19 protein-coding genes are annotated in these 14,137 nt (G+C 46.7%); 3 read left to right on the top strand and 16 right to left on the bottom strand.

Features of this window, described 5'->3' with window-relative positions; translation table 11 throughout:
- Window positions 1-21 precede the first annotated feature (21 nt).
- On the bottom strand, window positions 22-852 hold the full coding sequence (locus KNQ03_RS09445; protein WP_023467570.1) for a lipoate--protein ligase family protein: 831 nt from the start codon (window positions 850-852) through the stop codon (window positions 22-24).
- A gap of 138 nt (window positions 853-990) precedes the next feature.
- Here KNQ03_RS09445 and KNQ03_RS09440 point away from each other — a divergent pair, with 138 nt between their 5' ends.
- Entirely contained in the window at window positions 991-1,371 is a 381-nt protein-coding gene (locus tag KNQ03_RS09440) for a rhodanese-like domain-containing protein (RefSeq protein WP_023467569.1), read from the top strand.
- Window positions 1,372-1,437: 66 nt separating this feature from the next.
- Here the strand turns inward: KNQ03_RS09440 and gcvPB are convergent, their stop codons facing one another.
- The 13 genes from gcvPB to KNQ03_RS09375 all read right to left on the bottom strand — a co-directional run bounded on the left by gcvPB (window position 1,438) and on the right by KNQ03_RS09375 (window position 10,242).
- On the bottom strand, window positions 1,438-2,907 hold the full coding sequence (gene gcvPB, locus KNQ03_RS09435; RefSeq protein ID WP_029341085.1) for an aminomethyl-transferring glycine dehydrogenase subunit GcvPB: 1,470 nt from the start codon (window positions 2,905-2,907) through the stop codon (window positions 1,438-1,440).
- Window positions 2,900-4,246, bottom strand: a complete 1,347-nt coding sequence (gcvPA, locus tag KNQ03_RS09430) for an aminomethyl-transferring glycine dehydrogenase subunit GcvPA (RefSeq protein WP_023467567.1) — start codon at window positions 4,244-4,246, stop codon at window positions 2,900-2,902. Before gcvPA ends, gcvPB begins: the two co-directional genes overlap by 8 nt.
- Window positions 4,247-4,259: 13 nt before the next feature.
- Window positions 4,260-5,342, bottom strand: a complete 1,083-nt coding sequence (gcvT, locus tag KNQ03_RS09425; RefSeq protein WP_214724467.1) for a glycine cleavage system aminomethyltransferase GcvT — start codon at window positions 5,340-5,342, stop codon at window positions 4,260-4,262.
- A gap of 184 nt (window positions 5,343-5,526) precedes the next feature.
- Entirely contained in the window at window positions 5,527-5,841 is a 315-nt protein-coding gene (locus KNQ03_RS09420; protein ID WP_023467565.1) for a hypothetical protein, read from the bottom strand.
- Window positions 5,838-6,323 (bottom strand): shikimate kinase, encoded by a 486-nt coding sequence (locus KNQ03_RS09415; RefSeq protein ID WP_214724465.1) that lies wholly within the window; start codon window positions 6,321-6,323, stop codon window positions 5,838-5,840. The genes KNQ03_RS09420 and KNQ03_RS09415 overlap by 4 nt, the downstream gene beginning before the upstream one ends.
- Window positions 6,316-6,588, bottom strand: a complete 273-nt coding sequence (locus KNQ03_RS09410) for a hypothetical protein (protein WP_231884698.1) — start codon at window positions 6,586-6,588, stop codon at window positions 6,316-6,318. Before KNQ03_RS09410 ends, KNQ03_RS09415 begins: the two co-directional genes overlap by 8 nt.
- The gene (locus tag KNQ03_RS09405; protein ID WP_058704323.1) at window positions 6,585-6,878 is read right to left on the bottom strand and encodes a hypothetical protein; all 294 of its coding nucleotides are present in this window, start codon (window positions 6,876-6,878) and stop codon (window positions 6,585-6,587) included. Before KNQ03_RS09405 ends, KNQ03_RS09410 begins: the two co-directional genes overlap by 4 nt.
- Window positions 6,871-7,230, bottom strand: coding sequence for a type II secretion system protein (locus KNQ03_RS09400; RefSeq protein ID WP_064300292.1), 360 nt, complete (start codon window positions 7,228-7,230; stop codon window positions 6,871-6,873). The genes KNQ03_RS09405 and KNQ03_RS09400 overlap by 8 nt, the downstream gene beginning before the upstream one ends.
- Window positions 7,231-7,235: 5 nt before the next feature.
- Window positions 7,236-7,697, bottom strand: a complete 462-nt coding sequence (locus KNQ03_RS09395; protein WP_149426968.1) for a type II secretion system protein — start codon at window positions 7,695-7,697, stop codon at window positions 7,236-7,238.
- A complete protein-coding gene (locus tag KNQ03_RS09390) occupies window positions 7,666-7,977 on the bottom strand; it encodes a competence type IV pilus major pilin ComGC (protein ID WP_023467559.1) in 312 nt (103 codons plus the stop codon). Before KNQ03_RS09390 ends, KNQ03_RS09395 begins: the two co-directional genes overlap by 32 nt.
- A 17-nt stretch (window positions 7,978-7,994) precedes the next feature.
- A complete protein-coding gene (locus KNQ03_RS09385) occupies window positions 7,995-8,936 on the bottom strand; it encodes a type II secretion system F family protein (protein ID WP_244290104.1) in 942 nt (313 codons plus the stop codon).
- 14 nt (window positions 8,937-8,950) lie between these two features.
- Window positions 8,951-9,793 (bottom strand): ATPase, T2SS/T4P/T4SS family, encoded by an 843-nt coding sequence (locus KNQ03_RS09380; RefSeq protein WP_149426967.1) that lies wholly within the window; start codon window positions 9,791-9,793, stop codon window positions 8,951-8,953.
- Window positions 9,794-9,855: 62 nt separating this feature from the next.
- Window positions 9,856-10,242, bottom strand: a complete 387-nt coding sequence (locus tag KNQ03_RS09375) for a Spx/MgsR family RNA polymerase-binding regulatory protein (RefSeq protein ID WP_023467556.1) — start codon at window positions 10,240-10,242, stop codon at window positions 9,856-9,858.
- A 224-nt stretch (window positions 10,243-10,466) separates the two neighbouring features.
- Between KNQ03_RS09375 and KNQ03_RS09370 the strand changes: the two genes are divergently transcribed.
- Window positions 10,467-10,730 carry a DUF2626 family protein gene (locus tag KNQ03_RS09370; RefSeq protein WP_023467555.1) on the top strand — a complete coding sequence of 88 codons (264 nt, stop codon included), beginning with the start codon at window positions 10,467-10,469 and terminating at the stop codon, window positions 10,728-10,730.
- Between the two features lie 42 nt (window positions 10,731-10,772).
- Here KNQ03_RS09370 and KNQ03_RS09365 read toward each other — a convergent pair whose 3' ends face one another.
- Window positions 10,773-11,390: an MBL fold metallo-hydrolase gene (locus KNQ03_RS09365; protein WP_214724463.1), complete on the bottom strand. Its 618-nt coding sequence runs from the start codon at window positions 11,388-11,390 to the stop codon at window positions 10,773-10,775.
- A gap of 168 nt (window positions 11,391-11,558) precedes the next feature.
- Here KNQ03_RS09365 and KNQ03_RS09360 point away from each other — a divergent pair, with 168 nt between their 5' ends.
- Complete coding sequence (locus tag KNQ03_RS09360; RefSeq protein ID WP_023467553.1) at window positions 11,559-11,738, top strand: DUF2759 domain-containing protein; 180 nt, start codon at window positions 11,559-11,561, stop codon at window positions 11,736-11,738.
- 362 nt (window positions 11,739-12,100) lie between these two features.
- Here KNQ03_RS09360 and KNQ03_RS09355 read toward each other — a convergent pair whose 3' ends face one another.
- Entirely contained in the window at window positions 12,101-14,026 is a 1,926-nt protein-coding gene (locus KNQ03_RS09355) for an LTA synthase family protein (protein ID WP_023467552.1), read from the bottom strand.
- Window positions 14,027-14,137: the final 111 nt, after the last annotated feature.

The raw sequence follows: 14,137 nt of genomic DNA, 5'->3' as shown, positions 1-14,137 counted from the left end.
ATCACCTTCCCATTTCATTCATTAGCGTTTCCAGTTCCACTCATCACTACGGTATTTCTCGGCAAGACGCTCAATCTCCTGCCACTGCTCACTCGTGAACGTCAACGGAACGAACGACAAATCAAGCGCCTCTTCGAAGCCTTTCGTGAACGCTTCTCGTACCTCGTCAAATGCGACAGCGCGACCTGCTAGCTCATTCAAAGCGACAGCTTTTCCTGAAAAACGCGCTTTCATCCGCTCGCGCGTCGACTCATCATCATACAAGAAACAATCAAACAATTCACCTTCATCGACAGAGAGTGGGACCGAACCGTGCTGTAAGACAACGCCTTGATGGCGGACTTGTGCACTTCCTGCGACTTTCCGTTTTCCTACAGCGAGTTCATAATACGATGCTGCATCAAAACAGACGGCTGATTTCGGCTTCCGTAATTCTTCTTTTTCCTCTTCCGTCAACGGAACGGAAAATTCGACCGGAATGCCGAGGTGATGGTATCCTTTGCGAATCCCTTCCGTCAACATCCGATAACTTTCGATGACCGTGCGTGGTAAACCTTCTGTATCTTCCGGGATGACGACACTGTATGTCAACTCGTCTGCATGCAAGACAGCGCGCCCTCCTGTCATCCGACGCACGATCGGAATCCCGAGCTCTGCAATCCGCTCTCGATCGATATCACGGGTTGCCCGTTGAAAATGACCAACACTTAATCCACGTGGTTCCCATGAGTAAAAACGAAGCGTCGGTGCGATCTCCCCCCGCCCGACGAACTGAATCAATGCTTCATCGATTGCCATGTTCATTGCCGGCTCCATCGCCGGCGTCGTCAACACTTGCCACTCTCTGTTCACTTGAGCACCCCCAAAACGTTTCCGTCTTAGTGTATCAAACCCATTCTCGGTCGCGCAATCACGAGTCGATTGCCGAAATCGATTTCGTTGACTATAATGAAACAGAGGTTAAACGAACGAAGGGGTTGGAAGTCGAATATGGAAACTGGAACTATCATTACGATCGTATTATGGGTCGCGCTGATCGCCTACATCGCTTGGCGTTTCATGCCGGTCAAAGGCATCACGAAATTGTCGCAAGAAGAATTCCGTGCGAACTACCGTAAAGCACAAATCGTCGATGTTCGCGAAACACAGGAATTCAAAGGTGGACACATCGTAGGTGCCCGTAACATCCCGGTCAGCCAAATGAAGATGCGCTCGAAGGAATTACGAAAAGACATGCCGATTTACTTGTATTGTCAAGGTAGCATGCGTTCTTCACAGGCTGCAAAAGTCTTGAAAAAAGCAGGCTATACGAATCTGTATCAGTTAAAAGGCGGATTCAAGCAGTGGTCAGGAAAAATCAAACGGAGCTAATGCTTCGTTCATCGCAAAAAGAGGATCTCTCCTTCGTCGGAGAGGTCCTCTTTTTTATGAAACAGCTTATGCGTGTACTTCTTGTTTTGGTTCGTAGCGTAAGACTGGTTTTCGAGCAGCAAGTGTCTCGTCCATCCGTTTGACGACCGTCGTGTGTGGTGCGTTCAAGACGACATCCGGTGTCTCTTCGACCTCTTTTGCAATCTGGAGCATCGCATCACAGAAGGCATCGAGTGTTTCTTTCGACTCTGTTTCCGTCGGTTCGATCATGATACACTCCTCGACGTTCAACGGGAAGTAGATCGTTGGTGGATGGTATCCAAAGTCAAGCAGCCGTTTAGCGATGTCAAGCGTCCGGACACCTAGTGCTTTTTGACGTTTACCCGACAAGACGAATTCGTGCTTGCAATAGACGTCGTATGGCGCGTCATACGCACCTTTGAGACGAGCCAACATATAGTTCGCATTCAAGACCGCTTCTTTCGAGACGCGAGCAAGACCTGCTCCACCCATCGTCCGAATATAGCTATAGGCACGAACATTGATGCCGAAGTTACCGTAGAATGGTTTGACACGACCGATTGCTTCCGGACGATCGTAGTCGAGGACATAACGCTCTTCCTCTTTGCGGACGATTGGTTTCGGTAAATACGGAATCAAATCTTGTTTGACCCCTACTGGACCCGATCCTGGTCCGCCGCCACCGTGCGGTCCTGTGAACGTCTTATGCAAGTTCAAGTGAACGACATCAAAGCCCATGTCCCCTGGTCGAGCGATGCCCATGATCGCATTCGAGTTCGCACCATCATAGTACAGTTTTCCGCCTGCCTCATGAACCGCTTTGGCGATTTCGACGATATCCGACTCAAATAAACCGAGCGTGTTTGGATTCGTCAACATGAGTGCCGCTGTATCGTCACCGACTTTTTTCTTTAAGTCCGCTAAATCAACGAGACCACGTTCATCCGATAAGACCGTCACGGTATCAAATCCAGCGACAGATGCCGATGCGGGGTTCGTTCCGTGTGCCGAGTCCGGTACGAGGACTTTCGTCCGTTTAAAGTCACCACGTGCATGATGGTAGGCCTTAATCAACATCAAGCCTGTCCATTCACCGTGTGCTCCCGCCGCCGGCTGAAGCGTCACTTCATCCATTCCTGTGATGACTGCGAGTTTTTCTTGCAGATCATACATCAAACCGAGTGCCCCTTGGACACTTTCGACTGGTTGAAGCGGGTGAATGTGTGCAAATCCAGGGAGGCGTGCCATATCTTCATTGATTTTCGGATTGTATTTCATTGTACATGACCCGAGTGGATAGAATCCAGAATCCACACCATGGTTACGGTTCGAGAGTGCCGTGTAGTGACGGACGAGATCCAGTTCAGATACTTCCGGTAGCGCCACGTCTTCCTTCCGTAACATCGAGGTCGGTAACAATTCTTCTACTGCCACCTCATCGACAGTCGGTAACGGTAAGCTATAGGCGATACGACCCGGTTTAGAAATTTCAAAGATCAATGTTTGCTCATTCATGTGTGAGTCCCCCTAACGCTGTCACGAATTGATCCAACTCTTCATTCGTCCGTAATTCCGTTGCACAAACAAGCATTTCATTTTGACGCGCTGCGTCATACGATCCTAACGGTAAACCGCCGATGATTCCGTGATCGAGCAATTGTTGACTCGCACGTGTCGCGTCGATTGGTAGCGTAACGACGAATTCATTGAAGCTCGGTCCATCGTCAACGATCGTAAAGCCAGCCTGTTTCAGCTTTTGTTTTAATGCATGTGCCGTTTGCAAGTTACGTGTCGCGAGTTCCCGGATACCCCGTTTTCCGAGTGCACTCATCGCGATCGAAGCAGCGAGTGCATTTAACGCTTGGTTCGAACAGATGTTAGATGTCGCCTTGTCACGGCGAATGTGTTGTTCACGTGCTTGTAACGTCAGAACGAAACCGCGTTTCCCATTCTCATCGACGGTCTGTCCAACGAGACGTCCCGGAATCTTACGCATCAACGCTTTTGTCGTCGTGAAATAACCACATGTCGGTCCACCAAAGCTTTGTGGAATTCCGAACGGTTGGCAATCTCCGATCGTAATGTCAGCGCCAAGTTTACCTGGCGCTTCTAAGATACCGAGTGCCAGTGGATTCGCAGAGACGATGAAGAGCGCACCACGTGCATGTGTCGCATCGGCCAATGCTTGTAGTTCTTCGACACGACCGTAGAAGTTCGGATACTGCACGATGACACAGGCGACGTCTTCGATGGCATCGAGTTGATCGATCCGTGTGACACCTTGCTCAAGCGATAATGTCTCGACGTTTAGTCCTGGACCGTTCGCATACGTCCGAACGACATCGTGTGCTTCCGGGTGAACGCCGTCTGAAAGAACGATCGTCTTTTTCTTCGTATGGGCACACGCAAGCATGGCCGCTTCCGCTAACGCCGTGATCCCGTCATACATCGAAGAATTCGCGACATCCATCCCTGTCAATTCACAAATCATCGATTGGAATTCAAAAATCGCTTGTAGCTCACCTTGCGAAATCTCTGGCTGATATGGTGTATAGGCAGTGTAAAACTCTGAGCGCAGTAACATATGGTTGACGACAGCAGGTGCATAGTGATCATAGATGCCTGCGCCAAGGAACGATGGATATTGTTTCGTATTCATGTTTTGGTCGGCAAGCTTCGATAGCGTCCGAATCAAGTCCGTTTCCGGAAGTGGCACACCGACTTCTTCCAATGTACCGTTATCACGGACGGATGCCGGGATATCAGCGAGTAAATCTTCGATCGATGCTGCACCGATCGTCTGTAACATCGCCTGCTCATCTTCTGCTGTCATTGGTAAATAACGAAAATCCATAGAAATATCCCCCTTATTTCGTGCGACGATAAAACGGTGTCGCTGTTCGTTTCGCTGCTAAACGTTTTCCGCGTACTTCCACTTCAAATTGCTCTTGTTCCGCTACTTCTGCAGGAACGAGTGCCCAAGCAATCGCTTTTCCGACTGTCGGCGGCAACGTACCTGTCGTCACCACACCAACGACTTCCCCGTCATGCCAAACCGGTGCATCTTGACGCGCAATCCCTTTATCGAGTAATTCAAGACCGATCAAGCGACGCGGTGCTCCTTGTTCTTTCTGTTGCAACAAGACCTCTGAACCGACGAACGGTTTGACTTGTGGTTTGACCGCAAAGCCCATTCCCGCTTCGATTGGTGAAATCGTTGCTGATAATTCATGTCCGTAAAGTGGCAGACATGCCTCAAACCGTAATGTGTCACGTGCCCCGAGACCGCATGGTACGACACCTTGCTCAAGCAATGCTTGCCAGACAGCAGGTGCGTCACCAGCTGCCATGTAGAGTTCGAATCCATCTTCCCCTGTGTACCCACTGCGTGAGACGATCATTTCCACTCCTGCAACCGTCCCCCGTTGGAACTTGAAAAATCCGATCTCTGATAAAGCAAGTGGTGTCATGCCGGAAAGGATGGCTTCCGCACGTGGTCCTTGGACCGCAATTTGACCATATTGTTCCGATTGATTCTCAAGCGTGACGTCCCCTGTTAGATAGTGACGTAAATGTTGTTCGTCTTTTTCAATGTTCGAAGCATTGACGACGAGAAGATAGTCCGTTTCTGCCAAACGATAGACGAGTAAATCATCCACTGTCCCACCGTCTTCTTGGCATAAGACGTTATATTGCGCTTGCCCCACCGCAATCTTCGAAATATCGTTCGATAATGTAGCTTGTAAAAACGTCAGAGCATCCGGTCCGCTGACGAACAGTTCTCCCATATGCGAGACATCGAACATGCCGACATTCTCCCTTACTGCAACGTGTTCTTCTTTAATCGAGGAAAACAAAACTGGCATTTCAAATCCCGCAAAATCCACCATCTTACCGGTTTGCGAAACCGTTTCGAATAACGGTGTTCTTTTCAATGTCGTTTGACTCATACAAATCCCCCTATTCACGAACGTTTTTACTCTCTCTTCTCTTTAATGTTCCATTTTCAAATCCATCTTACCAATTAAAATCATAATTATCTAGTATTATTCGGAAAAAGGAACATACGAAAAAGAGAGAAAGGACCCTGTCCCTTCTCTCCTATTGTTTCATATTCTTCCCATGAAAGCCATTTCAAAATTGTTTGATTCCGGCAGTTCGTTTGATTTCCTCCTGGAGTCGACGACCTTCCGTCACCAATTGGCTCGCTCCTTGCTTCACACGATTTCCTTCTTCAGTGATTCGATTGATATTCCCTTTGATTTGATCGATTCGCTGCGTCGTATGATCAATGTTCGTCTGCAAGGTTTGCTGACGAATCGTAAAGCGCTCCATCAGTTGTTTTAACTGCCGAATATCCTGAGACAGCTTCTTTTTGTAAAGACTGAATCCGAACAACACGAGTCCTATGATAGCCAATAAAATAATACCTAACGTAATCCAAATCATGACTTCTCCTCCAATACAGTTTCAATCGCACGCGTTAATTCTTCGATTGATGCCGTTCCTTCGAGTCGGACAGTAGCTACTCCAGCATATAAGGAATAGCGACGTTCAAACAATCGTCTCACTTGTTCCCGTTCTGTCACGAGTGGACGATTCGGATCAGCGGCGATACGTTCCCAAATCAAATCAAAGGGTGTATCGATCCAGACGACTGTTCCGGACTCCTGCATGTACAGTCGGTTCTCTTCTCGTTCGATGATCCCGCCACCTGTGACAATCACTTCGGCTTTACTACTCTTCAACAATTCGCTTTCATGTGTACGAAACCCTGCTTCGCCATGCTCAGCGAAAAAAGCGGTAATCGTTTGTCCATGTTCCTGTTCGAACCGTTCATCCAATTCGTCGACCTCGTACTGTGAACCCAATCGATGTCCGACGGCTGTTTTACCACTTCCCATAAACCCAATCAAATAAACCTTACTCATGTGTGACGACCGCCTCGATTCTTTGACCATTCTCTAATCTCGCTTCCATTTTAAAGCCTTTATCGGTCGCTGTACAGCTGACTTGTCCGATTGGGTAGTGGAGGGTCTCGTCCTTCGTACAATCTGCTTTCGCCGCTCGGATGAGAGACTCGAGTTGAAGGGCTTCTTGCTCTAACTGATGATGCCGCATCTCTTCGTCAATTTGCTGACAAGAAATCAAGAGCACGACTCCCATTCCTAGAAGTAACAGTAACGTTTGAATCAAGATGAATCCTTCCTGACGCATCGGAAGGAACGTCTGCTGTCGTTCAACTGAATCGAGAGAATCTCGGCATCCCCTGTCACGGTATAGTGTTTGACGTCGCGGGCGTATGTCAGTTCACCTCCCTGTTCTTTCTTGAGACGTAGTTGATCTTGCACACGGACGAGACGCCACTTTTCAGCCGTCTCTCCCGGATTGACGTCCATTCCACGAATCTCGTCTCCGACGCGCTCACACATCGTACTACGCCACATCAGTCGTTCCACGGTATGAAAGAACAATTCTTCATTCATTCGGTTGACTTCCGGCGGACGAACGAGTGGGGTCAATGTCAAGATTGCCAGCAGAAGAAGTGGGCTCAGCCATAGGACGAATGAGAGTTCGAGAAGGGTCATTCCGGATTCCGCTCGCAAGACACATCGTTTCATTGCACCACGCTCCTTGTTTCAGGACATAGGACGCTGTTCGGTTTTCAACTTGATCCGTAGCCATCTGCTCAAGCTGTTCCGTCTCTTGTTCCCATTTCATTTGTTTCGTCCGTAAATCGAGATAAGGATCAATCGCTAACATCATAAAGATACCGATTGCAACGATCGAGAGCATCACTTCAAGCAAAGAGAAGCCCGCTTGGCGTTCGTTCTGCATACTTCTCACCTCACTTTACGGATTGCCATTTGATAGTTCCCAAGTAAGAATTTGATTTCATATTCGGCTGTTGCCGAACGGCAAGACCAAGTCGCTGCATAAATCGAGTGATAGCTTTTAAAATAGATGATGCGATTCGAGGGTGGAACGGTACACGTATGACCATTTTGGAATGTCCGTTGCCATAACAACCGGTCATCCGCAAGGACAAGGTATCCTGTACCGTCTCCTCGAAATCGAAACTGCATCAATGATTGATCTTGCTTTGAGTACTGCATCAGTCGAAGTGTCTGAATATCTTGTTCCATCAGACGAACCTCTTGTTCAAGCGGAATCCAGTCCGGTCGTTTCTCAAACAGTGCCGGTAATAAAAAAACAAGTAAACAAGCAATGATTGTCAGCACCGCCGTCATCTCAAATAAGGTAAATCCACGTTCACTTCGTAAGTTCGCCAGTCTTCGGATCATACGTATACGTCTCCTGATCACAGACGAGGGCATTCGGTTTATCAGCTGTTCCGCGATTGATCGTCTGAAGCGATTCTGGGTACTTCTTCTCTTTGGCATAGTAAAGGTTTACTTCTGACCGAATGACTCGAATGTTCGCCTCACAACTGACACCTTTCGCCTGGTCCTTTCCACTTGTCATCGTTGGAATCAAAACGAGCAGTAATAACGAAATGATCAATAAGACGGCTGCCATCTCAAGTAAGGTGAATCCATCCTGTCGCTTTAAGAATTGTTTCATCGTATCGTCTCCTCTGTTTAGAATGGAAGCTGCTGTATCGCTAGCTGTATCGGATAATACAAGATGAGAAACAACGTTCCCGTCATGATCGTCAATCCACCGTACAAAATCGGCTCGATCCATAACAACTTTTTCTCTAGTTCCTCTTCCATCGACTCATGTAAGAGTGTCGCTTGTTCAAGCAACAACGGTCCAAGATCGCCACTTTCCCGTGCCAAATGGACGATTCCAATCGTCTCGGCTTCGACGATCTCATCTTCGCCAAGCGCTTCTGCAAGTGGTTCCCCTGCCTGTTGTTTAGCATGTAGACGAGCATAGAGATGCCCTTTTTTATTCGCTTGTCCTTGCTCTAGATGGCGAAAGGTCTCTTCGAGTGAGAAGCCAGCATCGATGAATGATCCTACTTCGATCGTGAATAAATAGCTGTAGTAGAGGCGAATCAAACGCTGTAGCGGTTTCAGTCGTAAAACACGGTTTAACGGAAAGAAGCGAAAAAAGAGGTACCCGGAGGTCAACAAAATAACGGGAATACTTGCGAGCAGATATTTCGCAGAGGGGTGAAGAAGGAGATGCAGAAATGAGGGGAGAGTCTTCGGGTCCGACATCTCGAGGAGAGACGGAAATACGTAGAGGGCGTAAAAGAAGAACAGAAGGAATAGACTGGTCGCTAGAACAAGCGGATACCGAATCATCTTCCAAAACTTCGATCGCATTTCTGTTTCGAGGTCGAGCAGTTTCACGATTTGGCGAAGAACGAGCAATGGTCGCTCTGTCCTTTCTCCAACGAAAAGAAGTCGTTTTAAGGTATTCGTTAACGCAAGCGGTTCAAGCGATGCTGCAAAGGAGTCTCCTTTCTCAAGACGTTGTTCCATTTCTCCGACTACTTCCGCGAACGGCTGACGCTCGAATCGTTTTAAAATGAGTAACGTCTCTTTCGCGGAAATGCCTTTTGATAACAAACGGTGATATCGTTTTAAGAACCGACTTTGATCGCGGCTTGTAAGTTTCTGACGGTACAGCGGACATCCTCTCCTTTTCGCTCGAGATGAATGATACGTTGACAGACAGCTAGTTCTGACTCTTCGATCCCTAAACTGCGCAATCGCAATCGCGCCTCATCAATACTTCCAGCGTGTAATGTAAATAACACGACGTGACCACTAAGTGCGGCATTCATCGTCAAACGTGCTGCCTCTCTCGTCCGCACCTCACCAAAAGCAATCCAATCCGGATCCGCTCGCAATATTTCCTCAAAACATCGCGTAGCAGTGAAGCCTGCTTTTTCATTTAGTTCCAGTTGCAAGACGTTTGGTACCGTACACTCCACCGGATCTTCAATCGAGATGATTCGCTTTTCTTCCATCGCACTCATCAAGGAATATAACATCGTCGTCTTTCCTGCACCTGTCGATCCAGAAATGACGATACACCCGTGTCGTTGTTCAGCTAACCAAGCAAAGTCCAATTGATCGTGTAACGTTCGTAAAGCCGTTTCTTGAGAGACCGTCGAACGATAAAATCGCCACGACATCGCATCCCCTTGTCGACTCGGCAACAACGAGACACGCATTCCCTTTTTCCCGTGCGGATACAAACCACTTTGCGGAATCCGCTCATTTTGTTCCTTTAAGTTCGCCTCATAGCGAACATGACTGACAAGCGTTCGATAACGCGTCAATTCCACCTCTTCTTGTTCACACAAACCGTCACCCGTTCGACAAACGATTCGGACGCAAGCTTCATTCGGTACGAAATGAACATCTGTTGCACCAAGTGATTCGAATCGTTCCATGAGTTGTGTCGTCCATTCCTTCATTTCTCTTCACCTCCCTACCGCAAACAATACACAAAAAAAAGAAGCCGACCAAACCGGCTTCTTTACGATACGTGTGCGATTGTCCGATGTTTACGCTTCGCCAATGTCTCAAGACCTGGTTTATCGTATCCGATAACAAGTTGTTTTCCATCAGTGATGATTGGGCGGCGTAATAATTTCGGATTGTCACTCATGAGGCGTAATAACTCACTGAGTTTCATGTCTTCAATATCAATGCCGAGATCCTTGAAGGCTTGACTGCGTGTTGCGAGCAAACTTTCAATCCCATCCGTCGATAATTTCAACAGTTCCATGAGTTCATCAACTGTTGGAGCATTTCTGAACAGATGACGTTCCTCTACATCAACATGTTCCTCTTTTAACCATGATTTCGTTTTACGACATGATGTACAGCTTGGGTATGTGAAAAAGACTAACTCATTCGTCATTTTTGCTCCTCCTCTCAAAGTGTGGGGTTTCATTACAGTTACTATAGCACGTCAATTTGACTTTGTACACCTTTTGTACAACTATTGTACAACTTTTTTTGAAACTTCATCTTTTGTTCACAGTTATTCCTTAACAATCACTAGAACAGGATGGACGGATGATTGTTTGCTTGGTAAAATAAGTACGTATATTGACTATCTGTCGGATTTAGGGGGTTATAGGAATGGGGAGAATGTACCGCGTACTCGGTTTCTGGACTGGTATCATCGCAGTCATGGCATTTATCGGCGCATTGGGTGGCGATGCAAGCTCAAGTGAGCATACGGATTCATTTTTAGTCATGGGCTTCGTCTTCTTAGCACAAACTGTCTTTTTTGCAGCGCTCGGTTACTTGCGCTTAACTGAAAAAACGTATGTCTATATCTTTGGAGCTTACTTAACTGTATTTTTCATCGTCTTTACGTACTGGTCGAACTTCCAGATGTAATGAAAAAAACTCGTCATCCTTTTGGATGGCGAGTTTTTTTAGTCAGAGGAATGGATTCGATTTCATTTCTTGACGAATCGTCGTACTCGGACCATGCCCTGGATAAACCGTCGTATCTGCCGGTAGTTCCGCGATGAGTCGATCCAGTGAACGCATCAATACGTCTTGATCCCCACCGTGTAGATCCGTTCGTCCGACGCCTTGCTGGAACAGGAGATCTCCACCGAACGCGATCCGTTCTCCTTTAAAGTAGAACGTCACACTTCCTGGTGAGTGTCCTGGCGTCTCAAGTACATGCATCGAAAAGCTACCGATCGTCAATCGTCCTGGTTGCAACAAATGATCCGCTGGTTTCATCCGCATCGGTGGCATTCCAAATTTTGCTGAACCATTCCATTCTGGATTACCGAGCCATCCTGCTTCTTCCGGATGCACGTAGACAGGGGCTTCCGTGAAGCGTCGTAACATATCCACACCACCAATGTGGTCAAAATGCGCATGCGTCAACAAAATCGCTTTTAATGTTGCTCCCCGACTTTCAATCTCATCGAAAAACCGCATATCTTCTGTACCCGGATCAATGAGGAGACATTCCTTATCTTTAAATAACAAATAACCATTCTCAGATGCCATACCGGAAGTGATCATTACGATTTCCATTCTATAAAACCCCTTTACAATAGACTCTTCTCCTACTATACACGAAATTGTCGAAAGTTCCTGCAACGCCCTCTCGACTTTATCCCGCGAGTCGGATAAACTAAAAAGTGAGATTTAAGTGAAATCTTCGTGAAATTCATAACGTGATTGTTTAAGGGGGAGTACGTCATGCATTTGGATCAACCAATCGGTTGGCTTTTCTTCTTCGTCGCACTCGTCGGCGTTTGGGCCGTCGTTCGTTCACTTAAGAAACGCCAAATGTTTCCACTCGTATTCGCAGGTCTGACTGTCGTCTTATTCGGCTGGTTCGGGATTGCGACATTGATTTACGGCGGTATTCCATCGTAATCAAGATACGCTAAAAAGAGGCTGACTCAAAAGTCAGTATCTACAAAGATAAGGGAGGCAGATTGATGATCTGCCTCCCTTATCTCGTAATAAAAAGAATGACGCGTCACACGCCACTCCTACAGGGAAAAGCGCATTTATGCGCTGTCAGAGACGAACAAGACCCGCTTTCCTGCTTAAATGAAGCAGGAAAACTGGCTTGTGTCTCGTCTGAGGAAAGGGCGTGAAAAGATGCGTCATTTTTTGGTGTCAGCCCTTTTGTCTAAAATCTGAAGAGAGATGCCTCACGCATCTCTCTTTTTATTTGCCTTTCTACAAAAAAAAAAACGAATCCACTCGAAAGTAGATTCGTTTTCCTCATCTTATTTTGAAGTTTGAAGGAAACGGAGCAAGTCACCATAGATGACTTTATCCGAAAGTCCTAACTCCTTCTCGGATTGTTTCGTAGATTGTTTACACATCTCCGCTAACTCTCCATCTTTTACTTCTTCACCTGTCTGACGATCATAACATGTTTCCTGCGTATAGACCGTTTTGTCTGTTATGACGGAACCATCGCGGAACAGCGCATAATCCTTGTGCTGCTTCGAGAAGAGATCGGTACCGAACAATACTTCATTCTTGAAGTCTTGTCCTAACAGATGTAGCAATGTCGGTTTAATGTCGATTTGGCTCGCGACGTCTTCATGTTTCACACCTTTCGTTTGACCCGGTAAATGGATCACGAATGGTACACGTTGCAATTGCGCGACATCATACGGTGTCAACTCATCTTTGTTCATGAGTTCTGCCATCGCAGCATTGTGGTTCGTCGAGATACCATAGTGGTCGCCATAGACCATGAAGATCGTGTCATCCCACGTACCATCTTTTTTCAGACCCTCGATGAATTTACCGAGTGCCATATCTTGATACGCTAGTGCCTGAACATAATGGTTCAACGTCGTAGAACTTGTCTCAAGCGGTGGTACGAGTTCATCTTCTGGTTTTGGCATCTCAAATGGATAGTGGTTCGTCAATGTGATGAACTTCGAATAGAACGGACGTGGTAAATCTTTCAACATCGGCAATGACTGTTCAAAGAATTTATCATCGAGCAAGCCCCACTCCGTCAAATCTGCTGGATCACCTAGGTCATAATCCGTCTCTGAGAAGAAACGATCGACGCCAAAGCTATTGTAGACGATGTCTCGGTTCCAGAACGATTTGTTGTTTGCATGGAAAACAGCTGAATAATAGCCGTCTTCTTTCAACATTTCAGGAGTTGCCCGGAATTCGTTTTCTCCGTTCGTAAAGAATGCTGCACCGCGTCCAAGTGGATAGATCGAGTTTTCGAGAATGAACTCAGCATCTGCCGTTTTCCCTTGTCCTGTGTTGTGATAGAAGTTATCCCATGAATGCGATTCCTTGATCAACTTATTCAGGTTCGGTGTAATCTCTTGTCCGTTTGGTGCTTTTAATCCAACTGCAAAGGATTGTGCCGACTCAAAGGAAACGACGATGACGTTCTTTCCTTTGTACTTTCCGAACATAGCTGGGTTCGGTTCGGCATGTTTTGAATCAATGAAGCTTTGAACTTCCGACAGTTCAGAACTGTCTGCGAGTGCTTTTTGCGCAGATGTCTTCGACTGAATGAGTGCATCATACATATGGAAGTTAAATGTTCCGATGTTTTTAACGAGCAATTCTCGGTCGAAGGCACGTGTGAGCAATTCTGGACGTTCTGTCTCAGCGAGCGTCAAGTTTCCAAGGAAAACGACAACTGCTGCAACGAATGCGAGAATCGCGCGTCCACGTGACGCAACATTTTTTGACATGTCCATTTTCCGTAGGAAGAACGGTAAGATGATCAAGTCTCCGACAATCAATAAATCGGACCAGTTCAAGAGTGACCCGAGCGATGCAGAAACGGTCTCTGCATTCGATGTTTGGAACAATACCGGCAACGTCAGATAGTCATTAAAGAAGCGGAAGAAAATGATGTCCGCATATAAAATGAGTGTCGCGACGAACAATGTACCGTAGATGAACCATTTTTGAACATTTCCCCGGAAGAAGAAGCTGAACCCGAACATGAAGAGCGCTGAACTAATTGGGTTAATTAGTAGAATGAATGCTTGCGCAGAGTTTGTTACGGGAACGTTGAAGAAAAGTGTATACGCTAAATACGTTTTTAACCAAATCAATAAGGTCGCAATCCAAAAGAGCTTATGCTCTTTATAGGTGCTGCGAACGCCTTGACCCATCTTTAGGCGCATTCGCGACCAGATGTTTGCGTCTTGCTGCATAAAAACCTGCCTCCTAATTTACATGTGCTTTCTGCTTTCAGTTCACACAACTTACATCATAATTTACATATACCCATATCACGTGAAAATTTTACGCTTAGTTTTACAAAA

The sequence above is a fragment of the Exiguobacterium sp. s143 genome (assembly GCF_018618895.1).
Classification (GTDB): domain Bacteria; phylum Bacillota; class Bacilli; order Exiguobacteriales; family Exiguobacteriaceae; genus Exiguobacterium_A; species Exiguobacterium_A abrahamii.
This window is presented reverse-complemented; position numbering and strand designations above follow the sequence as displayed.